The 23,739-nt window shown below is 46.0% G+C and carries 25 protein-coding genes; 12 read left to right on the top strand and 13 right to left on the bottom strand.

Annotation, left to right across the window (positions count from 1 at the left end):
- Positions 1-122: 122 nt before the first annotated feature.
- From zwf to F9L33_RS02355, 3 genes are read left to right on the top strand one after another with little or no spacing between them, the layout of a single operon-like run.
- Entirely contained in the window at positions 123-1,580 is a 1,458-nt protein-coding gene (gene zwf / locus F9L33_RS02345) for a glucose-6-phosphate dehydrogenase (protein ID WP_152141121.1), read from the top strand.
- Positions 1,577-2,278, top strand: coding sequence for a 6-phosphogluconolactonase (gene pgl, locus F9L33_RS02350; protein ID WP_152141122.1), 702 nt, complete (start codon positions 1,577-1,579; stop codon positions 2,276-2,278). The genes zwf and pgl overlap by 4 nt, the downstream gene beginning before the upstream one ends.
- On the top strand, positions 2,275-2,691 hold the full coding sequence (locus F9L33_RS02355; protein ID WP_152141123.1) for a lysozyme inhibitor LprI family protein: 417 nt from the start codon (positions 2,275-2,277) through the stop codon (positions 2,689-2,691). The genes pgl and F9L33_RS02355 overlap by 4 nt, the downstream gene beginning before the upstream one ends.
- Here the strand turns inward: F9L33_RS02355 and F9L33_RS15690 are convergent.
- The 4 genes from F9L33_RS15690 to F9L33_RS02370 all read right to left on the bottom strand — a co-directional run bounded on the left by F9L33_RS15690 (position 2,688) and on the right by F9L33_RS02370 (position 6,253).
- Positions 2,688-2,840 carry a hypothetical protein gene (locus tag F9L33_RS15690; protein WP_226803911.1) on the bottom strand — a complete coding sequence of 51 codons (153 nt, stop codon included), beginning with the start codon at positions 2,838-2,840 and terminating at the stop codon, positions 2,688-2,690. The genes F9L33_RS02355 and F9L33_RS15690 overlap by 4 nt on opposite strands.
- 259 nt (positions 2,841-3,099) lie before the next feature.
- On the bottom strand, positions 3,100-4,494 hold the full coding sequence (locus F9L33_RS02360; RefSeq protein WP_152141124.1) for a TRAP transporter large permease: 1,395 nt from the start codon (positions 4,492-4,494) through the stop codon (positions 3,100-3,102).
- Between the two features lies 1 nt (position 4,495).
- Positions 4,496-5,170: a TRAP transporter small permease gene (locus tag F9L33_RS02365; protein WP_152141125.1), complete on the bottom strand. Its 675-nt coding sequence runs from the start codon at positions 5,168-5,170 to the stop codon at positions 4,496-4,498.
- A gap of 81 nt (positions 5,171-5,251) precedes the next feature.
- Positions 5,252-6,253 carry a DctP family TRAP transporter solute-binding subunit gene (locus tag F9L33_RS02370; RefSeq protein ID WP_152141126.1) on the bottom strand — a complete coding sequence of 334 codons (1,002 nt, stop codon included), beginning with the start codon at positions 6,251-6,253 and terminating at the stop codon, positions 5,252-5,254.
- 236 nt (positions 6,254-6,489) lie between these two features.
- On the opposite strand from F9L33_RS02370, the gene F9L33_RS02375 reads away from it, so the two are divergent.
- The 3 genes from F9L33_RS02375 to F9L33_RS02385 all read left to right on the top strand — a co-directional run bounded on the left by F9L33_RS02375 (position 6,490) and on the right by F9L33_RS02385 (position 9,756).
- Complete coding sequence (locus F9L33_RS02375) at positions 6,490-8,178, top strand: sensor histidine kinase (RefSeq protein WP_152141127.1); 1,689 nt, start codon at positions 6,490-6,492, stop codon at positions 8,176-8,178.
- Positions 8,175-9,398: a sigma-54 dependent transcriptional regulator gene (locus F9L33_RS02380; RefSeq protein WP_152141128.1), complete on the top strand. Its 1,224-nt coding sequence runs from the start codon at positions 8,175-8,177 to the stop codon at positions 9,396-9,398. The genes F9L33_RS02375 and F9L33_RS02380 overlap by 4 nt, the downstream gene beginning before the upstream one ends.
- Positions 9,399-9,570: 172 nt before the next feature.
- Entirely contained in the window at positions 9,571-9,756 is a 186-nt protein-coding gene (locus F9L33_RS02385; protein ID WP_152141129.1) for a hypothetical protein, read from the top strand.
- An 8-nt stretch (positions 9,757-9,764) separates the two neighbouring features.
- Here the strand turns inward: F9L33_RS02385 and F9L33_RS02390 are convergent, their stop codons facing one another.
- From F9L33_RS02390 to F9L33_RS02410, 5 genes are all read right to left on the bottom strand, one after another.
- The gene (locus F9L33_RS02390) at positions 9,765-11,819 is read right to left on the bottom strand and encodes an ASKHA domain-containing protein (RefSeq protein ID WP_152141130.1); all 2,055 of its coding nucleotides are present in this window, start codon (positions 11,817-11,819) and stop codon (positions 9,765-9,767) included.
- Positions 11,820-11,942: 123 nt separating this feature from the next.
- Positions 11,943-12,434, bottom strand: coding sequence for a VOC family protein (locus F9L33_RS02395; RefSeq protein WP_152141131.1), 492 nt, complete (start codon positions 12,432-12,434; stop codon positions 11,943-11,945).
- Positions 12,435-12,555: 121 nt separating this feature from the next.
- Positions 12,556-13,632, bottom strand: a complete 1,077-nt coding sequence (locus F9L33_RS02400) for a methyltetrahydrofolate cobalamin methyltransferase (RefSeq protein ID WP_152141132.1) — start codon at positions 13,630-13,632, stop codon at positions 12,556-12,558.
- A 12-nt stretch (positions 13,633-13,644) separates the two neighbouring features.
- A complete protein-coding gene (locus F9L33_RS02405) occupies positions 13,645-14,568 on the bottom strand; it encodes a methylenetetrahydrofolate reductase (protein ID WP_152141133.1) in 924 nt (307 codons plus the stop codon).
- A 35-nt stretch (positions 14,569-14,603) separates the two neighbouring features.
- Complete coding sequence (locus tag F9L33_RS02410; protein ID WP_152141134.1) at positions 14,604-14,903, bottom strand: virulence factor; 300 nt, start codon at positions 14,901-14,903, stop codon at positions 14,604-14,606.
- 173 nt (positions 14,904-15,076) lie between these two features.
- Between F9L33_RS02410 and F9L33_RS02415 the strand changes: the two genes are divergently transcribed.
- Both F9L33_RS02415 and F9L33_RS02420 read left to right on the top strand, forming a co-directional pair.
- Complete coding sequence (locus F9L33_RS02415; protein ID WP_152141879.1) at positions 15,077-16,183, top strand: Ppx/GppA phosphatase family protein; 1,107 nt, start codon at positions 15,077-15,079, stop codon at positions 16,181-16,183.
- 82 nt (positions 16,184-16,265) lie between these two features.
- Positions 16,266-16,973: an RlmE family RNA methyltransferase gene (locus tag F9L33_RS02420; RefSeq protein WP_152141135.1), complete on the top strand. Its 708-nt coding sequence runs from the start codon at positions 16,266-16,268 to the stop codon at positions 16,971-16,973.
- A gap of 98 nt (positions 16,974-17,071) precedes the next feature.
- Here F9L33_RS02420 and F9L33_RS02425 read toward each other — a convergent pair whose 3' ends face one another.
- Positions 17,072-17,995, bottom strand: a complete 924-nt coding sequence (locus F9L33_RS02425) for a LysR family transcriptional regulator (RefSeq protein WP_152141136.1) — start codon at positions 17,993-17,995, stop codon at positions 17,072-17,074.
- A 96-nt stretch (positions 17,996-18,091) separates the two neighbouring features.
- On the opposite strand from F9L33_RS02425, the gene F9L33_RS02430 reads away from it, so the two are divergent.
- The 3 genes from F9L33_RS02430 (at position 18,092) to F9L33_RS02440 (ending at position 20,201) form a co-directional block, all read left to right on the top strand.
- Positions 18,092-18,547 carry an ester cyclase gene (locus tag F9L33_RS02430; protein ID WP_193221945.1) on the top strand — a complete coding sequence of 152 codons (456 nt, stop codon included), beginning with the start codon at positions 18,092-18,094 and terminating at the stop codon, positions 18,545-18,547.
- 349 nt (positions 18,548-18,896) lie between these two features.
- Positions 18,897-19,892 (top strand): AraC family transcriptional regulator, encoded by a 996-nt coding sequence (locus tag F9L33_RS02435; RefSeq protein ID WP_152141138.1) that lies wholly within the window; start codon positions 18,897-18,899, stop codon positions 19,890-19,892.
- A 120-nt stretch (positions 19,893-20,012) separates the two neighbouring features.
- A complete protein-coding gene (locus F9L33_RS02440; protein ID WP_152141139.1) occupies positions 20,013-20,201 on the top strand; it encodes a hypothetical protein in 189 nt (62 codons plus the stop codon).
- 6 nt (positions 20,202-20,207) lie between these two features.
- Here the strand turns inward: F9L33_RS02440 and F9L33_RS02445 are convergent, their stop codons facing one another.
- The 3 genes from F9L33_RS02445 to F9L33_RS02455 form a co-directional block, all read right to left on the bottom strand.
- Complete coding sequence (locus tag F9L33_RS02445; RefSeq protein WP_152141140.1) at positions 20,208-21,098, bottom strand: fatty acid desaturase; 891 nt, start codon at positions 21,096-21,098, stop codon at positions 20,208-20,210.
- 24 nt (positions 21,099-21,122) lie between these two features.
- Positions 21,123-22,094, bottom strand: coding sequence for a hypothetical protein (locus F9L33_RS02450; protein WP_152141141.1), 972 nt, complete (start codon positions 22,092-22,094; stop codon positions 21,123-21,125).
- Between the two features lie 90 nt (positions 22,095-22,184).
- On the bottom strand, positions 22,185-22,592 hold the full coding sequence (locus tag F9L33_RS02455) for a cupin domain-containing protein (RefSeq protein WP_152141142.1): 408 nt from the start codon (positions 22,590-22,592) through the stop codon (positions 22,185-22,187).
- Positions 22,593-22,663: 71 nt separating this feature from the next.
- On the opposite strand from F9L33_RS02455, the gene F9L33_RS02460 reads away from it, so the two are divergent.
- On the top strand, positions 22,664-23,626 hold the full coding sequence (locus F9L33_RS02460; protein WP_152141143.1) for a hypothetical protein: 963 nt from the start codon (positions 22,664-22,666) through the stop codon (positions 23,624-23,626).
- The last annotated feature ends 113 nt before the right edge of the window (positions 23,627-23,739 follow it).

Genomic DNA, 23,739 nt, shown 5'->3' on the forward strand with positions numbered 1-23,739 from the left:
TTGCAAAGGTTTTACGCAGATACCACGATTTTGTGATTGTTTTGGCGTAATAACCCTTTTGCTTGCAGGGGGGCGGGACAATTGCAATAGTCTGAACAAAACGACGAAGGGGAGTGCGCCAAATGGTTGCTCAAACAATTCCAGTAGATGATTTTGATCTGGTGATTATCGGTGGTACGGGCGATTTGGCGAAACGTAAGATTTTACCGGGGCTCTATCGGCGCATGTGTGCAGGGCAAATGCCTGAAGGGGCGCGTATCATTGCGGCGGCGCGGTCTGATTACTCTCAGAAAGATTTTAAGGACTTCGTTCAAGAAGCTTTGGAAAGTTTTGTGAAATCCAAAAAACGCAATGCAGAGAAGATACAAAATTTTCTGGAACGTCTAAGCTATATCAAACTGGATGCGATGGGCGAAGAGGGCTGGAAAGAACTGGCTGGGTCTTTGCGCAAAGACGTTGTACGCGCGTTTTACTTTTCTGTTGGGCCGTCTTTGTTTGCCCCTTTGGCAGAGCGTTTGAAACTGCATAAAATCACCGATGATGCATCACGGATTGTTGTGGAAAAGCCTTTTGGTCGTGATCTGGCAACGGCACAGGCGTTGAACGATGAATTGGCGAATAGTTTTAATGAGAACCAAATCTATCGTATTGATCACTACTTGGGCAAAGAGACGGTGCAAAACTTGATGGCACTGCGGTTTGGCAATGCTTTGTTCGAACCGCTTTGGAATGCACAACATATCGATCATGTACAGATTACTGCGGCTGAATCGCTGGGGGTCGAAGGGCGGGGAGCCTATTATGATAAATCGGGTGCGATGCGCGATATGGTGCAAAATCACCTGATGCAACTGTTGTGTTTAACGGCAATGGAGCCGCCCACCACATTTGACGCGGAATCTGTGCGTAATGAAAAACTCAAAGTCATCAAAGCGTTAGACCCTTTGGATATAGAGGGCGGTTTGGTGCGTGGGCAATACCGCGCTGATGATAAGGGGCAGGATTACCGCACTGAAAGCGGCAATCCGAACAGCCGCACCGAAAGCTTTGTTGCGATGAAGGTGGAAGTGTCGAATTGGCGCTGGACGGGCACGCCGTTTTATCTGCGCACAGGTAAAAAGCTGCGCACGCGTGTGTCAGAGATTGCTATTGTGTTCAAAGACCCGCCGCATTCGATTTTTGCGGACAGTCAGGATCTAAAGGGCAATATTCTGACCATTCGTTTGCAACCTGACGAAGGTATCAATCTCAGCATGACGATCAAAGAACCAGGTCCAGGTGGGATGCGCCTGCGCGAAGTGCCGTTGGATATGACCTTTGCGGATGCATTGGGCGAAGATATCGAAGACATGCCAGATGCATACGAGCGTCTGATTATGGATGTGATCCGTGGCAACCAGACGCTGTTTATGCGTGGGGACGAGGTGGAAGCAGCTTGGGCATGGATTGATCCAGCGATCAAAGCATGGGAAGCGGGAACAGCAAAACCAGTGGAATATGATGCAGGCGGCAATGGCCCAGATGACAGTCTGATGCTGATGCACAAAGACCACCGTCGCTGGCGCGAGATTTCATCATGAGTATTTTATTCGATTATCCAAACCATGAAACACTGATGATGGGGCTGGCCAAGATTGTGGCCAAACAACTGTCCGAGGTTCTAGATACAAAAGGCAAAGCGACATTGGCTGTTCCGGGTGGTACAACGCCAGCGCCATTTTTGGAACGTTTAAGCCTACAAGAATTGGATTGGGCCAATGTGACGATCATGATGACCGACGAGCGGTTACAGCCAACGGATGCATTTCGGTCTAACTTTAAGATGGTTGAGCATTATCTCAGTCAAAATGAAAGCAGCAAAGCAAAACTACTACCAATGGCAGGCGTTGACGAAGCACCAGATGCTGCGCTGAAAAATGGTACAGCACGTTATGTGCCACATCTACCGCTTGATGTTGTTGTGTTGGGAATGGGGGCAGATATGCACACCGCATCGTTGTTCCCTGATTCAGATGAGGTTCATGCGGCTTTGTCCCCCGATGCACCGCCATTGATGGTGATGACCAGCGCATCCCAACCAGAAGATCGTATCACAATGACGGCGCCTGTATTGATGGGGGCAGCGAATACCCACGTTCTGATCACAGGTCCAGAAAAACTGGCAGCCTATATAGAAGCAGAAGAGGGCGAAGGCCCTGCGATCGAGGCACCAATACGGTGCGTTCTACAAAATAACAGAAGCACAATGGTGCACCATACTTTGGGTAAAGCCATATGAAACCATTCCCCGTTTTGATGATCTTATGCGGGGCAAATATGGCCGCAGCCCAAGACTTGGATTGTACCGATGGTGGAACAACGCAATTAGCAATGAATATCTGTTCTTATCAGGCGTATCAGGCGGCGGATGAGGATTTGAACCTTGCCTATCAATTGGCGCGCGATGCTTTACAGCAAATTGATGATGATATTACTGCGGGCAATGGTCTTGCAAAAGAAGGTGATGAAAAGGGTGTGATCTTGCTGCGTGATGCACAAAGGGCGTTGATCATATACCGTGATAAATCCTGCGCTGCCGAAGGGCATATGTTTTCTGGCGGCTCTATGCGGCCTTTGATTGAGAACACATGTAAGGAAAGTTTAACACGCCAACGCACCGAAGGCTTGCGGGCTGCATTCGAGATGAATTAAGGCTTCCAGCTTGCCTCAAGCGTGTATGTCATTTTTTTGTGGTCATACTTCTGTTCAAATTTAACAGGCACACTTTTTAGAACGATCACAAGTTCACCCATGGTGTTGATCTCAACATCTACTGGCTGATTGGTCTTAGTATCCTTCATGTCTAATGCTTCACCCATCGGCCTATTTTTCTGGTTGTTTATGTATGATTGTAATTATGGTCGTTGACGTCTGACCAATCTGCACTGGCCGTTATTGCAAATTACGCGCAATGAACCTTTTGACAAAACCCTTATCGGCTTCGCCTCGTGTTTGGGCTATTTCTTGCTAAACCCTTTATATGACTAAGCAGTATTATGATCACGAAAGAAAAAAGGCGCCGCATTTTCATGCAGCGCCTTTCTTTTTAATAATGTTATCTTATTTCAAGATTACCTCTGGCCCCATGACCATGTTTGGAAGGAACGTTGATATCCAAGGTATGTAAGTGACCATGATCAAGAACACGAACATGATTGCAAGGAATGGTAATGCGGCGCGCACAACACCCATCATAGACATGCCAGCCACACCAGCGGTTACGAATAGGTTCAAACCCACAGGTGGTGTGATCATACCGATTTCCATGTTTACGACCATGATGATGCCCAGATGAATTGGATCAATACCCAGCTCAATCGCAATCGGAAACACCAAGGGTGCTACGATCACCAACAATCCTGACGGTTCCATGAACTGACCACCGATTAACAGGATTACGTTCACGACAATCAAGAACATCACTGGGCCAAAACCGTAGGCCAGCATTGTGTTGGTGATCTGTTGCGGGATTTGTTCATCCGTAATCACGTGTTTTAGGATCAGGGCATTGGCAATCACGAACATTAAGGTAATCACCAAACGACCCGCATCAAACAATGTGCGGCGCGTATCTTCGTGCCATAGTGCGGTGATCAAGGCTTGTGGTTTTTTCAACAAGTTGCTTTTTGCCACGCCTTCGCGCTCGGCCAATGGTCCCATATCGCGGTAGATAAAACAGGCCACGATAAAGGCATAGATCGATGCCACAGCCGCAGCCTCCGTCGGTGTAAAGATCGCTTTTGTAACACCCGGAATGCCATAGATACCGACCATAATGATCACGATCAGCATCAAACCCCAAAACGCTTCGCGCCAAGCGGTGAACACTTCACCCCAACCTTGCCATTCGCCAGCAGGCATATTTTTGATACGTGCCATGATATAGATACCAATCATCAGCATCGTACCAGCCAATAGGCCAGGGATCACACCTGCAAGGAACATACGCCCCACGGATACATCCACGGCAGCAGCATAAACAACCATCACGATGGAAGGTGGGATCAAGATGCCCAAAGTCCCTGCATTACAGATCACACCAGCAGCGAATTCTTTGGTATAGCCCACCTGACGCATTGCTGCGATCACAATAGAACCGATAGCCACCACTGTAGCAGGGGATGAGCCAGATAGGGCTGCAAAGATCATACAGGCCAGCACTGATGCAATGGCAAGACCGCCACGGAAGTGACCAACCAAAGCGATAGAAAAACGGATGATCCGTTTGGCAACGCCGCCAGTCGACATGAAAGACGAAGCTAGAATAAAGAACGGGATTGCCAGCAATGTGGAGTGCCCTTCAAAGGCTTCAAAAAGCGTTTGTGCGATACTTGCCAATGAGCTGTCAGAATAGAACAGCAGGAACAGAATGGATGACAGACCAAGGGATACAGCAATAGGCGCACCCAATAGCATCAGGCCGATCACCAGTGAAAAGAGAATGAAGATTTCCATATTATAAGTCTTTCTCTTGTTCTTTGATCAGCTTTGCAGCTTCTTCAACGTCTTCTTCGGCTTCGTGGGATACGATCAACATGTCGGACTGGCCTTTCCAAACCGCGATGCCAGCTTGGCAAAAACGGTATAGGAGTAAGGCCATAGACAACGGCATCACCAGATAAGGCACGACCTTTGGCATTTTCTCATATGGATCACCGTCATTAAAGACGGTTTCCAGCCATGTCATGAAAAACGGTACAGGCACATCTTGGGTTTCATACCAGCCTTGGCCACGTACATTTTCGGTGAAACCAGTCGGGAACCAACGTCCAGATGTGGGTTGTAAGTTGGCGTAAGGTGCCCAGTAATCCCAAGAACCTTTTAATAATAAGGCGGCATAGAGGATGCAGACGGCAGAAACAAATAACGCCATTTTGCGGCGCATAGGTTTTCCAGCAAGGTTGATTATGGCATCAACGCCTAGATGTGCGGATTTCTTGACCGCGTAAGAAGCACCTAATAAAACCAGCCATGCAAACATGAAGACGGTTAATTCTAAGGCGTAGAAAATATTGGTATTGAATGCATAGCGTGCGGCCACGTTTGCGAATGTCAGAAGGGTCATTGCGCCAAGTAAAAATGCGATAAGATTTTCTTCGAGGCGTTCGATCCAGTTGGATGGCTTTGTCATAACAGCTCCCCCACCGTTAATGAATTAGATATAAGAACGGCCTCAAAGGGAGGTTTGAGGCCGTTCTTTTGGTTTGAAAATTTAGTTAGCAGCGTTAATCGCTTGCGCGGCAGCGATATTATCTGTGCCAACGTCGCCTTCAAACTTAGCCCATACTGGCTTCATCGTATCAACCCAAACCTGACGTTGTTCTGCTGTAAGTTCACGCACAACACCACCAGCTTCGATCATCGCTGCTTTTGCTGCATTGTTCACTTTTGTTGATTCAGCGTTACGTGTTTCAGTCACTTCTGAAATGATTGTCATAAGTTGATCGCGTACGTCTGCATCCAAGCCATTCAACCAATCGATGTTTGTCACCAATAGATAATCCAAGATGCCGTGGTCTGTTTCAGTCACACCGTCTTGCACTTCGAAAAACTTCTTACCAAAGATGTTTGACCATGTGTTTTCCTGACCATCCACAACACCTTGTTGCAAGCCGCCGTATACTTCAGAGAACGCCATTTTCTGTGGGCTTGCACCCATAGCTTCCATCTGTGCAACCAGTACATCTGATGATTGAACGCGGAATTTCAAACCGTTTGCATCAGATGGCGCAATCAATGGTACGTTTGCTGACATTTGCTTCATGCCATTGTGCCAGTATCCCAACCCTTGAAGGCCACGTTTTTGCATGCTGTCCAACATTGCTTGCCCCGCGTCTGAGGCTTGGAATGCTTCAACCGCTTGAATGTTTTTAAACATGAACGGCAAATCGAAAATGCGGAATTGTTTTGTGAATTTTTCAAACTTTGACAATGATGGTGCTGCCAATTGAACGTCGCCTTGCAGCATTGCTTCTAGAACTTTGTTGTCATTGTACAATGTAGAGTTCGGGAACACTTCCATACAAGCTTTACCGTTCATTTCGTCATTCACACGTTGCTCAAGCAAAGAGGCGGCAATCCCTTTTGGATGCTTGTCTGTGTTTGTCACGTGGCTAAACTTGATGACGACCTCACCTGCATCACAAGCGGCTTGTGCAACAGATGGTGTCAGTGCGACTGCGGCAACAGCTGCCGCTTTAAAAATAGTTTTCATGGTATCCTCCCAATGGTCTTTGCGGAACATCCGCCTAGTGATTAGAATAGAGGCAGTGGCAGATGTTTTTGCAAATTTTTTGCGATATTTTTATTTTATGACATAAATTCAAAACGTTATCTATTTTTCACAAGCTGGTTTCAATTTTTGTGCGGATTATCGCACAAAAATCTTGCAGCATTTTCCATTGCCAAGTTAGGGTCGACGCTATCCTTTTTAAGCGATTCGAGATCTGAATGACCGCAAAAACACGCCTTCCTTATTCCATCGCATATGGTTTTTTTGCCTTGGCCATTGTTGTGGGAACCTACACGTTGTCCTATCGCAGCGGCTTAAAACAGTTACATCAAACGGGGCAAATTCGGATTGAACAAAGCCGAGACCGTTTGCTGGGGCAGCTCTCTGCATTTAGGCAGCTTCCGAATATTTTGGCCAAGCATCCGACAGTCCAAAAAGTGCTAAACGGATCGGATGTGCCCGAGGATATCAATGGTTTTTTATTAAATACGGCATTGGTGTCGGGTGCTGACGATATTCTGATTTTGGACCCAAGTGCGCGCACCATTGCCACCTCTAATTTTTATGAAAATGACAATTTTATTGGAAAGTCCTTTGCAAATACAGGTTATGTGAATGCTGCACAGAACGGGCGTCTTGGCTATTCCTATGATGTCCGTGATGACCAATCACGTAAATTCGTTTTTGCACGTGGCGTTCTTGATAATAGGAGTCTCAGTAAAGGTATGGTTGTCGTTTACGTCGACATTGCTGCTTTGGAGTTTGAGTGGCGTATCGATGATGAGGTGATTGCGTTCTTTGATAAAAGCGATGTGGCGATCGTGACAAACCGCCCATCATTAGCTCTGCGTGATATCAGTGCCGCGCAAGATGCACCCAACACAAATCAAACCTTTGGCCATACAATTGCGCGTTTCAAACACGGGGAAACATTGCCAGCTGAAGCGTTGATACTAGAGCGTTATATTCCGCAGATTAACATGACAGCACGCGCATTCTTAAACACAGCAGACACAAAATACCGCGCGCTTCTGCAAGCTTCATTAATAGCATTGTTGCTTGCCCTGATTGGCCTAGCTCTTTGGGCGTTATCCCAACGCAGACAACGCTTAGCAGATCTTTTGGCGATCGAAGAAAGGGCGAACGCAACGCTTGAGGCACGAGTGGAAAAACGCACAGAGCAACTGCGCAATACGCAAAAACAATTGATTGAAGCGGGTAAATTAACCGCCCTTGGGCAGATGTCTGCAGGGATCAGTCATGAATTGAACCAACCCTTGGCAACCATGCAGAATTTTGCGGAAAACGGTGCGCGTTTGATTGAATTGGATCGCAAAGACGAAGCTAAGGGTAACTTTGAACAAATCAAAGGGCAGGTGGATCGAATGAGCCGTATCATCAAATCTTTACGCGCCTTTGCCCGCAAAGAAAAAGAAACCGTCGAAGCGATTGATTTGCAAAAAGTCATTGCTGAATCTTTGGCACTATCTGCCAATCGCTGTCAAATCGAAGGTATCGACTTACAAATAACAGGCATCAAAGAAGCACTTTTTGTGATGGGCGGCCATGTGCGGTTACAGCAAGTGGTGATTAACATGTTGACCAATGGCATAGATGCAATGGGTGAGCAGGCGGAGAAACGAATTTTGATGGATCTGTCGCGGACATCTGATCAGGTATGCCTGTCGATCCGTGATACTGGTACTGGTTTGATTGATCCCGAACGTGTGTTTGAGCCGTTTTATTCCACGAAAGAAGCAGGATCGTCCAAAGGCATGGGATTAGGTCTGTCTATTTCTTACGGCATTGTTGGCAGTTTTGGCGGCGATATTGAATGCCGCAATCATCCTGAAGGCGGCGCAGAGTTTACTATCATCCTACGCCCCGCTGAAAGAGAGCAGAAATGAGACACCAAGTTCTGCTGATCGAAGATGATGATGCTTTGCGGATGTCGTTGACCCAAACGCTCAGCCTTGAAGGTATCAGTGTGATTCAGGCAAATGGATTTGACCAGGCACGTCGCACCATTCGTGCGAACTTCGCAGGTATTGTATTATCCGATATGCGGATGCCACAAAAGAACGGTTTTGATGTTTTGGAATACGTCAAAAGCGTTGATGAAGATTTGCCCGTTGTGTTTTTGACAGGAGAGGCTGATGTGCCAATGGCCTTACGTGCGATGAAAGAAGGCGCTTATGATTTTCTGGAAAAGCCCTGTTCTACCAGTGCTTTGCAAGAGGTTTTGAAACGAGCATTAAGTTACCGAAAAATGGTGCGCCAAACTCGCAGTTTGGAAAGCGCTTTGAAACACAGAGATGCGGCATCGGTGAATTTTCCTGGTAAATCAGCGGCTGTCAAAGAGTTACGTGGAACCTTGCGCAAAGTGTCATCACTGCGAGCACATGTGCATCTACATGGTGAGATCGGTGTTGGTAAGAAACTAGCGGCCTATACGATCCATTCCTTGTCCGAGGATCGTGAAACATTGTTGTCATTGAACTTTCAACATGTGCCAGAAAATGCAGTACAAGATTTGAATGTGCCAAAAGAGTTAACTGACTTAACATTGAAGAACATAAATTTGGCATCGCCCAATCAACAACACCAGTTGCTGGATTTGATTGTCCGCCGACCTAATTTGCGGCTGTTGTTCACCAGTATCCACTCGATGGAACAGCTTGTGCAGCACGGGTTCCATGAAGATTTGGCTGGGGTAAGGATTATTCAGGTGAAAGTGCCAACTTTGAAAGAGCGTAAACAAGACCTGCCTATATTAATCGAAAGCCTTATGCGCCAGTCCGCGCGGTCTATGGATATGGACATGCCTGATATACCGCATACGCTGCATGCGCAGGTTATGGCGAAGAATTGGGATGATAACTTACCAGAAATGCGAGATTTTGCACAATCTATGGTGTTAGGGCTGAATATGCGGACGCATAAGGCGGAAACACTGACTTTGGCACAGCAAATGGAAGCATTTGAAAAGTTGGTGTTGATCGAAACATTGAAGAAAAACAATGGGAAAGCCTCTGAATCGGCAATCGCATTGGGACTGCCACGTAAGACATTTTATGACCACTTAGCGCGCTTCGATATACGGCCTAAAGACTTCAAAAATACCTAATTTTGGCAAAAAACCGCTGTTTTTCGTTCGAAAACCCACATTGCACATTTATGTCCCAATTCATCAATATTTTGATTCGCATCCAAGTGCTCGCGCCCTCCAAGCTCTGCATATTGAATGAATTTTAGATTTAATAAGTCATCTTTGAGGATATCAAGGAAGGATTAAGACAATGTTGAATGAAAGACTGCCAAACGAATACAATGCAAGTGAAGCTTATGCGCACAGACGTGAAGTGTTCCCTGAAAGTGACTTCATACAAGTGCCTTCTCGTGTGGACGAGAAAATAGATGAAGCGGACCTATCTAAAGAAATAGATTCGCTATTTTCAAATTTAGAGTTTGATGAGGTCGGCTGAAGTCTGTCTTAACCACGACGGCGTCTGCGGCGTCCGCCACCAGCACCACCATCGTTGTCACCGCCTGTGTTGAAGTTAACATCAGGCAAGGGAACAATGCTTTCTAGGATTGGGAATTTTTCCACACTGTTTGGAATGGCTGATGCATTTACAAAATGCTCTTGGAATCGTGGTTCAATAGCTGTTTCAATTTTGTGAATTTTCCGAACAGTCTCTTCAATATCAGAACGCGCCTCGACATTTAGCAATGCAATACGCGCACCCGTACCTGCGGCATTCCCCGCAGAGGTGACTTTATCCAGATCACAATCAGGGATCATTCCCAGAATTGTTGCATGTTTCGGGCTGATATGAGCCCCAAAAGCACCTGCCAGAACAATGCGATCGACCACATCCACATCGAATTTATCCATCAACAGACGCGCCCCAGAATAAAGCGCTGCTTTTGCCATTTGGATTTCACGGATATCACGGTTGGTCACCGTGATCTTTGGCCCGCCATTAGCAGTGCCATCCCAAACCAAATAGGAATGGGTGCGCCCATCAAGGAAGCAACGATCAGTGCCCGTTTGTTCAGGGCTGCCGATCAAACCAGGGCCATCAACGATGCCAGCAATGCGCATTTCTGCAACCATTTCGATAATGCCAGACCCACAGATGCCTGTGATACCAGAGGATAGGATGCTTTCGGCAAAGCCAATCTCATCTGACCACATATCTGAACCGATTACGCGGAAGCGCGGCTCCTTAGTTACAGGATCAATCTCTACACGTTCAATCGCACCAGGTGCCGCACGTTGGCCACTGGAAATTTGTGCACCCTCAAAGGCAGGACCAGTGGGGGATGAACAGGCCAACACTTTGTCTTTATTGCCTAATAAGATTTCAGCGTTTGTGCCTACATCCACAACCAAAACCAAATCTTCGGATTTATCAGGCGCTTCTGACAAAGCAACGGCAGCCGCATCTGCACCCACGTGACCCGCGATACAAGGCAATAAATACACACGCGCAGCAGGGTGGACTTTTAGATCAAGGTTTTTTGCTCGTGTACTGACTGCATCAGAGGTCGCCAATGCAAAAGGCGCTTGTCCCAGTTCAAACGGATCAATACCCAAGAACAGGTGATGCATCACTGGGTTACAGACAAACACGGCATCCATAATCTCAGCGGGGTCAATCTGCGCCTCGGCACAGGCTTGCACGAACAACGCATTCATTCCGTTGCGCACCGCCAAAGTCATTTCAGCAGCGCCATTGTCATTCATCATCGAATAACTGACACGGCTCATCAGGTCTTCGCCAAAACGAATTTGCGGGTTCATAATACCCGTGCTTGCAATGACTTCGCCTGTTTGCAGGTCGCATAGGTGCGCTGCAATTGTGGTCGATCCCAAATCCACAGCCATGCCATAGATTGAACCCTCATAGTATCCTGACCACACATGCACGATGCGTGGAGATACGTAATCATCACCCAAATGCACAGCACAGGTGACTTTCCATTCGCCCTTGCGCAAAGCTTGTTGCAGGTATCCCAGAACTGAAAAATCCACCTCAAGTTCAGGTAGTTCCCAATCTTTGCGCAATGCGGCGACCAAACGTTCCAAATCCCCTGATGGGTCGTGCATATCTGGCTCTTGGACTTCAACATAGAACAGTTTTGTCGATGGGTTCATCGTAATATCACGCGCTTCTGCACGTTTACGCACCACTTGTTTGTGTACTTGACTTTCAGGTGGTACATCGATCACGACATCGCCTTGCACCGCTGCCTGACAGCCCAAACGACGCCCATCAATCATACCGCGTTTGGATTTGTAACGTTCTTCAACTGAATTCCATTCCGTCAAAGCGTCATCTTCAACAGTCACACCATGTTTGGAAAATTCACCATAAGACGGTTGTACTTGGCACTTTGAACAAATGCCGCGACCGCCACATACACTGTCCAAATCCACACCCAACTGTCGGGCTGCCGTTAAGATCGGAGTGCCGACAGGAAAGTTACCGCGTTTGCCAGAAGGGGTGAAGATTACCAAAGGGTCGTTAGAAGTACTCATATTTTACATCGTGCCGTATTTTAGTTTCTAAGAAACAATATGCAGCAATATGCCAATAAAGAAAGGGCAAACTGCGCCGTTATGATGTCGCAATTCGCCAAGTTCTTACGTTTTTACAGACCTTTATGCTGTTAAGCTTAACAAGCCATCAATATCCAACCGATCATTGGTTAATGTCAGCTTTCCATCTGTGTCCCGTGGCCATATTTCACGCGGTTTATCCCAGTATAATTCCACACCATTTCCGTCTGGATCACTGAAATAAACAGCCTCAGAAACACCATGATCCGCGGCACCTTCAAGTTTGATGCCTGCATCTTGAACACGGCGTAAAATGGCGGATAGGTCTTTGCGTTCGGGATACAGGATCGCAACATGATAAAGGCCTGCATGGTTCTTAGGGGCAGGCGGCATGTCTTTGCTGTGCCATGTATTCAACGCGATATGGTGATGATATCCACCTGCAGAGATGAAAACAGCATCTTCGCCGTAGCGTTCAATAATCTCAAAACCAAGCAGTTTGTGGTAAAACTCTAAAGCGCGGTCAATATTGGCGACTTTTAGATGTACGTGGCCAATAGTTGCTCCAGCCGGGGTGACATAATCGGTTTGCATCAGATGCTCCTTATATAATTAAGGGCATATTCTAGGACTTTACGATTTATGTCATGTGAATTTGGGGTTGTAAAAGCGCACATAAACTGTGCGCTTTATACTTATTATAATGCTTTAAAGCTTAACCGCGACGACGACGTCCGCCACCTGCACGGCGGCCACGTGCACCTTGTTCACCACCTTCAACTTTGTTGAAGTTGATCCAATCAGAACCGTTTGCATCGTTGTTCGTTAGGAAGTTTGCCGCACGGATTGCTTCCATTTCTTTACCTGGCTTAGACTGAGTAGAGCCCATGCCCATCAATTTTGCGAAAACTTCTGGATCGATGTCAGATGGAACGATGATACCAGCGGCCGAAAGCTCTTCCAGCTTTGCGTCAATTTTCTTAGCACTTACTGGGATCTGAACTGGGTTCATAATTGCAGATGTCATGCCGCAAGCCATTGCCATTGGCAGGAATGCGTTGTTGATACCGTGACGATTTGGCAGGCCGAATGAGATGTTTGAGGCGCCACATGTCGTGTTCACACCCAATTCTTCGCGCAAGCGGCGCACAAGTGAGAAGACTTGCAAACCAGCTGTTCCCATCGCACCGATTGGCATCACCAATGGGTCAACCACGATGTCATGGGCAGGGATGCCGTAATCAGCAGCACGTTCCACGATTGTTTTTGCCACTGCAAAACGCACATCAGGGTCTTCGGAAATACCTGTTTCATCGTTTGAAATCGCCACAACAGGAACGTTGTATTTTTTCACAAGCGGCAGAACTTCTTCCATGCGCTCGCTTTCACCTGTCACAGAGTTCAGCAATGGGCGACCTTGGCAAACTTCCAAGCCAGCTTCCAAAGCGGCAGGCACAGAACTGTCGATACATAGTGGCGTGTCCACTGTGTTTTGCACCAATTCGATCAATTGCTTCATCAAAGCAGGCTCAACAAAGTTGTTGTCTGCATAACGCACATCTTCAGCCATTTTGTTGCTGAAAACTGCGCCAGAGTTGATGTCTAGAACACCAGCACCAGCCATAGTCTGAGCAATTGCGTCTTTTTCAACTGTTGAAAAATCGCCAGCTTCCAATTCTGCATTCAGAATTTTACGGCCCGTTGGGTTGATGCGTTCACCGATCACACAAAACGGCTGATCAAAGCCGATGATGGATGTTTTTGTCTTACTTTCGACGACTGTTTTTGTCATAGTCGGTGTCCTTTAGGATTGAGAAGCAGGTACAGCAGAGCTGCCGCCATGTGTCATTGCCCATGTGGCATTTGTTTTGATGCCACCAAGAGGGAAGAAGTGTACTTTTTCAATATTAAACTCTGGATGTGCGGCTTTATGGTCAGCCAGTTCAGATAATATTGAATTTGGTTCAAATGGCAAAAGCAGTTTGGAAACGTCTTTTGCACGTTTTTGCAGAACTTTTAGCGATGGGCCAACACCACAAGCGATGGCGAATTTAATCATTGTTTGCAGTTTTGCAGGGCCAGCGATGCCAATATGTACTGGGATATCAATACCTTGTTCAACTAAGCTGTCTGCCCATTCAATCACAGGGCCGCTTTCAAAACAGAACTGCGTGGCCAATGCCATGTTTGCATCTGTGCGTTTTGAGAATTCTTGTTTCCATGAAAGTGCTTCAGATACATTTTTCATGCTACCATCGCTATCGATGTCGCGATTACCCTCTGGGTGGCCCGCAACGTGCAAGTTTGTAAAGCCAGCTTTGTCAAAAAGACCTGTTTCCAACAACTGCATAGATGAGTGGTAATCACCATGTGGTTTGTCCACACCACCCGCCAATAGAAGCGCTTGCTTTACGCCAGCTTCACCTTGGTAACGGGCAATCCAATCTGCCAAAGTCGCTTCATCCTTGATGATGCGGGCAGGGAAGTGTGGCATGACATCATAACCTTCGCCAGCCAAACGCTTAGCAGTCGCAACCATGTCGTCAATTGGTGTGCCTTCGATATGTGCCACATAAACGCGTGTGCCTGTTGGCAAAAGATCACGGAAATCCTCAACCTTTTCAGCCGTACGTGGCATCACTTCAATAGAATAACCCTTCAAAAAGGCTTCAAGGTTTGCACTGACCGTTTCTTCGGTCTCTTTGCGCATAAATTTCAGCAATGCCATGTTCTTTAACCTTTCAAACAAGGGGATATCCTTGGTCACGTTTCCCAGCCGTCGCTCGCGATCAGCTCTTTAATCTTTTCTTGGTCGTATTCAGAATCCAAACGTGCAGCTTCTGCTGCTGCCACTTCGTCTTGTTCGCCGTCCAACGGATAAGGCTCTGCTTTACGCCATTCAGCCAAATAAGCGTCCGAATCTTTAGCGTCGATTTTCATCGCACAACGATCAATAGCTTGCTCAAACCGCTCTGGCAGTTGAACTTTTGCGCCGCGGCGTCCTTTGCCCACAATCACTTGGGCTGGGATATCGCGCCAATATACTATTGTTACGTCTGGCATGTTGAATTCCTCTTTATGCTTTAGCCGTATCTTGGTTTGGGCTGATTCCGACGCCGTTTTTCGACTTCGAACCCTTTAGAAACGACAGAATTATGTTTTAACGTTGCGCAAACTACCTTGTAATAAAATCAGACCGCGCGTATCGTTATATTAATGTTACTTAGGAGCGTATGATGCCAGCGGAAAGGGCGAAAAAAGCAAATTTTTTTGCACACAGGCGTCGGAATAAGAAACCTAAGCCAGATGTTGGCGAATTATTTGCCGCATTAGACCTTGGAACTAACTCCTGTCGAATGTTGATTGCGCGCCCCGATGGGGACGAATTTGAAGTGGTGGACGCCTTTTCAAAACCAGTGCATTTGGGCAAAGGGTTAGAAGAGCATGGCACATTATCCCGTGCAGCCATCAACCGTACGATCCAAGCTCTGCATATCTGTCAGAAAAAACTAAAACAGCATGGTGTCGTGAATGCCCGCTTTGTGGCAACCGAAGCCTGTCGTCGTGCCAGAAATGGCCAGCATTTTGTGAAACAAGTGAAAGCCCGCACCGGCTTGCAATTGGAAATCATCCGCCCAGCCGAAGAGGCGCGCTTGGCCTGTGTCAGCTGCGCACCGCATGTGGCACCCGAAACGGAAAAGCTATTGGTGTTGGATATTGGTGGCGGGTCTACCGAATTGGCATGGATCGATTTATCAGGCGTGAAACCAGAAGACCGCTCTGATGCATTGCGCAATTTGAAAGTTTGTTGCGAGAAAACCAATAAATGCGGCCCAGAAGGGGCGCGCATTACCGATTGGATATCTGTGCCTTTAGGTGTTGCCACATTGAATGATCAATTCGCTGATGTAGATGATGATGCGGCGCGTTTTGCATTGATGTCCTGCACCTTTGAAGATGCCGTTTATGATTTCGGCGATAAACTGGATTTTTCTGACCCTAAAATACGCGATAGTTTCCAAATTGTCGGCACCTCTGGCACCGTGACAACTGTTGCGGCCTCGTTCAAAGGTTTGAAACGTTATGAACGCACACAGATTGACGGTGTATCCATGTCATCTGATGAAGTGGAACAAGTCACCCAAGAATACCTGCGCCTTGGTCTGGATGGTCGTCGCAAAGCCGCCTGTATTGGCAATGACCGCTGCGAATTGATCATGTCAGGCGCTGCAATTTTACAAGGTGTGCTGCGCGTATTCCCAACGGATAAATTAACCGTTGCCGATCGCGGGTTGCGCGAAGGGTTGCTGTATTCGCAAATGGCAGAAAAACAAGTCAGCTAAAGCTGATTGCCTTTATCACATGAACCAGAGTAAACGGGTGCCAAATCGGGCAATCACCCATGATATTTAGGACGATAAGACAATGGCAAAAGAAAAAGGCAGTTCAGGACGCGGCCAACGAGACCTGCGCACGCGCGTCAAAAGCGCCAAAGGCCGCCGTTTGTCATCGACGCTTTGGTTGGATCGCCAGTTGAACGACCCCTATGTGCAACGCGCACAAAAAGAGGGGTATCGTGGGCGGGCGGCTTATAAAATCATGGAATTGGATGATAAGCACCGCTTTTTAATCCCAGGTGCCCGTGTCGTGGATCTTGGTTGTGCTCCCGGTGGTTGGATTCAGGTCGCAGTTCCGCGTGTCAATGCTTTGGGGGAACGCAAAGGCAAAGCAGTTGGCACAATCCTTGGTGTGGATTTGCAAGAAGTCGATCCTATTCCTGGTTCTGAAATTCACGTTTTGGATTTTCTGGACGAAGGGGCAGACGACAAAGTCAAAGAATGGCTGGGCGGGATGGCGGACGTCGTGATGTCAGATATGGCGGCGGCCAGTTCTGGGCACAAACAAACCGATCACTTGCGTATCATGAACTTGTGCGAAGCTGCTGCTTATTTTGCATTCGAAGTTCTGGATGAAGGCGGCACATTCGTTGCCAAAGTTCTGGCAGGCGGCGCCGAGGGCGAATTGCAAAAAATCTTGAAAGAGAAGTTCAAGAAAGTCGCAAATGTGAAACCCCCAAGCAGCCGTTCCAACAGTTCTGAAAAATTTGTGGTCGCCACTGGGTTCCGTGGGTAATTCATTCGATCCATGGGTTTAAAGATAAGCCAAAGAGTTTAATCAATACGGCCGCTTTCTAAAAGCGCTATACTTGATCGCTAAGTCATCATAATTCTCTATTCGTCTAAAGCGGGTAAATCTTTAGTTGCTTTAACCACTAGGTCTCGGAACCATTTCATGATCGGTTGTTCATGGGTAATCGGCGCCCATGTCATGAGTACTGACCAATCGGGATAGGCACTTTCCTCTGAAAATGTCATCGCTTTAATTGGCAAATGGTCGTTTTGCTGGAAAACCCGCAGGGGTAGGGTAACGATTATGTCTGAATTGGCGACATGATATAGTGCGGAATGAAAGTGGCGGGTAATGATGGCCTTATGCCGTTTCATTCCCTTACCTTTTAGCCAGTCATCCATCGGGCCACCGCCAACGCCCGTTTTGGTAATAAACACGTGTGTTTCAGCAGCGAATTGTTCTGTTGTAAGTGTATCCCCTATCAATCTTGGGTGATTTTCATGTGCAACAATGACCAAACGATCTTTCCATAAACGTTTTTGGCGAAAATGCCCTGCTTGCGGAACATCGGCACCAACCATCAAATGGATATCTCCCTGAGCCAATGCCTTATCATCCGCTCGGTGGCCCGTTATAAGATCCAATTGAATGTTTGGGGCCTTATGCAGTAGCTCGGGTAACAGCGCGGGGACGAGAATGTTTTCACAGTAGTCATGTAACAATATTCGGATTGTGGCAGTGCTGTTTTGGGGATCGAAATGGCCATGTGATGCCAAGGCACCTTCAAGCAATTGCAATGATTGGGATAGTGTCGCTTGTAATTCTTTGGCACGGTCAGTCATCATCATACCCTGGGCACTGTTTACCAGTATAGGGTCATTAAAATATTCTCTGATACGTTTTAAACTGTGGCTCATGGCCGATTGCGTTACGCCAAGCTCTTGTGCCGCCCCAGTGACAGACTGATGCTCTAGCAAAACGCGCAAGGCTTTCAAAAGGTTCCAATCCAGTTTGTTTAATAGCATTGATTTCCCTCATGTCTCTTATGAAGAGGTTTCATTGGTCGGATAATCCTCTGCGTTTTAATGTCGTTTCATAGCAAAAGACAAAGGAAACTAACAATGAGAAAAATTCTATCAATTAGAAAAAGTCTATTTACCGCTGCATTAACATCAATGATATTCTTAGGGCTTATATCAACTCAAGCCAGTGCTCAAAGTAATAAAGAACTGGTGATAAATTTTTACGAACAAGCACTCGTTAATAAACAAGTCGAAGCAGCGGCGATGACGTATTTAACCGAAGATTATATCCAGCATAACCCATATGTTCCTACAGGGCGTAAAGGTTTTATTGAAGCTTTATCGAGCTGGTTTTCCGCAGTGGATGTAGATTTTTCGATTGTCAGAGCGATCGCGGAAAAGGATCATGTCGTCTTGCATGTGAAACAGGTCATAGATGGTAAAGAAACAGCTATTATTGATATCTTTCGTGTAGAAGAAGGTAAAATAGTTGAGCATTGGGACGTTTCTCAAGCAGTTCCTGATGAAATAGCTCATGATAATGGTATGTTTTAATTATAAAAAAACACATGATGCTGCGCACGCACCCATAAATCCATATTAACCTTTTTCAAACCATACTGATCTCGTTGCAACAAAGTGGACTATGGCTTTCAAAGGGTGTGTGCAGCATCAAATGCGAAAGCTCTGAAATAACTGGTTAAAGTAAGTGCAGGATTAAAACCCCTGTCAGGCATATATCCACACTTCGGTGGCGCCACCTTTCCAAAAGATACTTGTAAAAATCACCTAGCAGATAGAAATACTGTTGGGGAAATTGCCATGCCGTTCGTATATATTGGTTCCCAATACAGATAAAATCCTGTTAGATTTAGCATGGGCTTGGGTGCAATAGGGGACAAATGTGCAAGAGTTGGATTTGATACTGCGCGGTGCTGGCTTGGGCTGTGGCTTGTTGATCCTGATTACGTTGCTTACGGGTGATGTGCCACTCCGTAAAAAAATCGCACTTGTCCTATTTTTGATTTCAACAGCTGGTTATGTGATTGTTTCTAGTCCCAGTTTGGAAACGCTTATTGAGCCTATCGAACCTATATTTATTTTTGCAGCAAAACTGATCCCATTTACCTTTACATGGGCGGTTCTGGAAATTCTCTTTGATCGCATAGAGGGAAAATGGCCTTGGCTGCTTATAACGGGGCTCACCGCCATTATCAGTTTATTTTCAGGGATATTGCCCATTTTGGGCACAGCGGTGAATATCATCGATATTGTCTTGCACATCGCTTTGTTGGTTCTAGTGGTCATAACAAGCGCTGATGATCTGGTTGCTGAAAGACGCGTATTTCGGTTGTGGTTCGTTGTGGCAATGACGCTCTTTGGTCTTGTGATCTCTGCCGTAGAGGTGTCTTTTAAGGATGCAGATGTTCCACAGTTTATCTTTGTTTTGCATGCGGCAGCATTCCTTTTATTGGGGACTGTATTTGGTATTTGGGTATTGGGCGCAAATTCGAGAATATGGGTCAGTGCAGAGCAGCCAAAAAACAACAAAACCTCATCACAAAAGAACAAACAGCTTATTGCGAAATTAATGCAAGCGATGGATGAAGAGGTTTGGCGTGAAGAAGGATTAACTATTGGTTCATTGGCGCAAAAGATCAAGCTGCCCGAACACCAACTGCGTGTTGTGATTAATCAGGACTTGGACTTCCGCAATTTTTCAACGTTCATAAATGGTTACCGCATTACAGCAGCTATGCAAGCCCTTGATGATCCAGAACAATCCAATCGAACAATCCTTGAGATTGCTTATGATATTGGGTTTTCGTCCCTTGGTCCTTTCAACAAAGCATTTCGTCAACAAACGGGCAAAAGCCCGCGTGAATACCGCAGCCGTTAGACTTATTGATTTTAAAAAGAACAGTCATTTTTGAAAAACTCTCGTCGATTTTAAAATGAAGGAGAGTATGTGCGTTTGTTTTGCCAAACCTGTCTTCGAATACAAACTTCGGAGAAAACGATGATACATACTTTCAAAAAATATTGCCTAACAATACTGGTTCTAACTCTATGCGCTTCTGCACCGTCTTATGCGAATGATGGCTTGTATTTCCCAAGCTTACAATTCCCTAAAGAAGGGGTGTTTACAGGGTTTTTGACGGTGAAGTCGCCCAAAGATCAACCTGCGCCAAAGCCCTCTGATAAATAGCGGATATTACGAGGTGATACCCTCAACATATTCCTTATTAAACTCTACATACCCGTTTGATGTGACACGCAATTCCTCTTTGACTAAATCATGCAATGCAGGAAGTTTGTGAAACGGTACAGATGGGTATGTATGGTGTTCAATGTGATAGGGCATATTCCACGCCACAAACCTTACAATACGGTTGGTGAATGTGGTGCGGGTGTTTTCAAACATATTGGCCACGGGCGGACAGCGCCCGTGTTCTGCCAACAGATAAAGGCGCAAGAACGGTTGTCCGATCAGGGATGGTAAAATCCAACACCAGAAAATCCATGACTGCCCAAGGATAAGCGCGATAAGAACACCGCTGTAAAGCGCCAGTGTGGTGCGCGCTTCATGTTTGACCCTAGCTTTGCCTTTATCAGGAACATAAGGGTCGTTGTTTTGTCGCGTCGCATTTTTGATGATTTTTCCGATATTGCCGCGCCAAACAGGTAAACCCGTCACATGCCAGATATATTGCCCAATGGTTTCAGGCTTATCAGACCGCAATTCTGGATCATTTTCGGGGTCGTTCGTGTGGCGATGATGCGCCAGATGAAAATAACGAAACCAATCCATTGGCAGAAGGATCAGAAATGCACTGATCCGTCCTGCGATTTTATTAAAGCTTTCGGTTTTGAAAGGTGTGGAATGCACCGTTTCATGCAGCAACGTAAAATTAAAAGATATAAGAATGCCCAAAGGAACCAGCACAAGCCACCACAGGGGTAGGCCATAAGCCACATACACACCCAAACCAATCATAAGCCCCCAATAAAGCCCAAGATGAATAAGGGCAGGGGTATCAGAGCGTTCCGTTAACTTGGCCCGCGTGTCTGTATCCAATTGGCTTAGGAAAGTTTTATGATCCATTTTCGATGATTTTCCTGAATTGCTCTACTTTCGTTTTTGCGCTGTTATTGAAAAGGTACCTGTACCCGTCTTTCGAGAGACCAATAAGAGTTGCGTCGTGATTTTATAATCAGGCAACTCTTTACTGTGCCACGTGTGCGTTAAAGAAACTGCATTTTTACCGATCATGTTTTGGGCATCTGTTGGCTCAGTTTGTTCTTTTAAGTCGAATAAAGCAATCAGGTAGCGTAAGGAGTTGAGAGCGTCTTTTTGCTGAAAGCGTGCAACTTGGCAATATTGATAGGGCGTATCTAATGTCTGCGCTGCGGCTTTAATAGTAAGCTTATTTTCGACACTACATTCAGGACATGGATCGCTTAATCTAAGATGTGGTTCGGACCCTTTAATAATCGACTTGCGGCCCAGTCTATTATTCCAATTTTCTTTTATGTCGGTCAAATTTCCTGATGTATTTACGCATATTTCTTGAAAGGTATCAGCAAGATCGTTTTTTACATTTTCAATGTTCTTCAGAGGTGATAAATCAAGCGTTTCCTTGTCTTCCTCCAAGCGCCACATGCTAAAAGCGATGCTTTTGTCATCTAAGATCGTCTCAATCGTCCTTTCTGGATGGTTTGGAGATCTCCATAAAAAACGACCATGATTGCTTTTCTCCCAACGTCTTTGCTGTGATTTTCGCAATGGATAAAGTTTCATTTTATCAACAAGATCAGTAGCTTCTTGTTTTGGGTTAGATTCCATTTGGTTGACGAGATTGCATTCGAAAACACGACTATCAGCATTTTTTGCAGATGTTCGTAAGGTATAAAAAGAACCTGGGTTTTCTGGATGAACCGACGAATTGGAAAACTTGTACTCGCTTGACGATACTGATTTTTTGGGCGTTTTATTGATATTAAACTCTTCATTCCATGCATCTAAAACAGATGAAAAATTTTCTGAGTTATCCATACATGTCTTTATAAATATGTCGCTTGTTGTACCAGCTGTTGCCATGCTTGTAACCGATGCAAATAAGATGGGTGTAAGAAATGTTTTTAGAATATGTCGCATTATATGTGTCTTCTTTTTATTTGATTCATTATCTTAAGGGCTCCAGCCTTTTTCAGCTAACTCAAAGCCTGAAAATTCAAACCCAGGGGATACGGTACAACCGACCAATACCCAGCCACCCTTGGGGATAGATTTTTGCCAAGCATCCGTTGGTACAATCCGTTGAGGGCGTTGATCACTCATTACATCTGGCCCTAGCATCTCAATGCGCGTGTCACCGCCATCATTTATATGTAGTTCCATTGGACTGCCAGCATACCAATGCCAAATCTCAACAGCATCAACTTTATGCCAATCGCTGGACTGGTGTTCCTCTAATAAAAAATAAATAGAAGTACCCGATGCACGCGGCTGTTCATCGCCGCGCCATGTTTCACCATACCAACCACCCTCTGGGTGAGGTTGTAAGTTTAGAGTTTTGATTATGTCGTTAGGTGTCATAGAGTTTCAGCTTGTAAGTTACATTTAACTTTTAGGTTGCGGCATAGTGCAGAAGACTTCAATACAAACTTATGACGAATATATTTAATTTCTGGCGCCGAACCCCGCCTGCATTGTTTCCATGTTTATTGGGTTTTCTGGGTCTAGGCCTATCTTGGCGCCGTGCCGCTTCTGTTTGGGGTATACCGACATGGATTGGCGAAGTGCTTGCTTTATGCGCAACAGTTTTATTCGCTCTGACATTCCTATGTTATCTGCTGAAAATGATCGCGCGTCCCTCAGTCGTTATGGATGATCTAAAGGTTGTTCCCGCGCGAGGTGCTGTTTCCGCAGGGTCGATGTGTTTGATGATGATTGCGGCGTTATTGGTTCCATATAGTATTGAAGTGGCGCGGATCATTTGGTGGATTAGCCTGTTTTTGCATACGCTATATATGATTTGTGTGGTTTGGGCATTTGCACAGGCGAAAAATATATTACGCAATATTACCCCGCCAATATTCCTGCCGTTCATTGGCTATATCGTGGCCGCTGTTTCTGGGCCCGCATTAGGATATAAAGATCTAAGTGCATTTATCTTGCTCGCCACTATGCCAGCATTTTTGCTTATTGCAGTCATGTCATTGATGAATTTGGCAAAAGGATATGTTCCTGCGCCACTACATCCAAGTTATGCCATCGTATTAGCCCCAACATGTATTTATGGAGCTGGCGCATATGAAGTGTGGTCTTTGGATGTATATGCATGGTTTTGGTGGGCTGCAATGCTTGTTGCTATTGGGATGTTGCCATTTATAAAATGGTTTACCAAAGGTGGCTGGAACCCAGGGTGGGGTGGTTTTACGTTTCCACTGTCTGCTTATGCCGGAATGATGTTGATGGGGGTTGAAGCCGGATTGGGGATGTTGTCAGAGATAGCGGCAATCGGCAGCTTGGGGGTGGCGACCGTTATCATTCCATATATTGTTTGCAAAACTTATCGCCTGTGGGTGATTGGAGGATTGGCACAAGCGACAGGGGCTGCTTGCGTTTAACTTGTTTATAACTTTTTGAATGATTATGTTGAATATTCTGGGCCGATTAACTTTAAACCCCATAATTGTGCTTTAACTGTAGGGTGCTGTGAATTTGTGTTGGTAGATACAAA

Source organism: Amylibacter sp. SFDW26 (assembly GCF_009184395.1).
GTDB lineage: Bacteria > Pseudomonadota > Alphaproteobacteria > Rhodobacterales > Rhodobacteraceae > Amylibacter.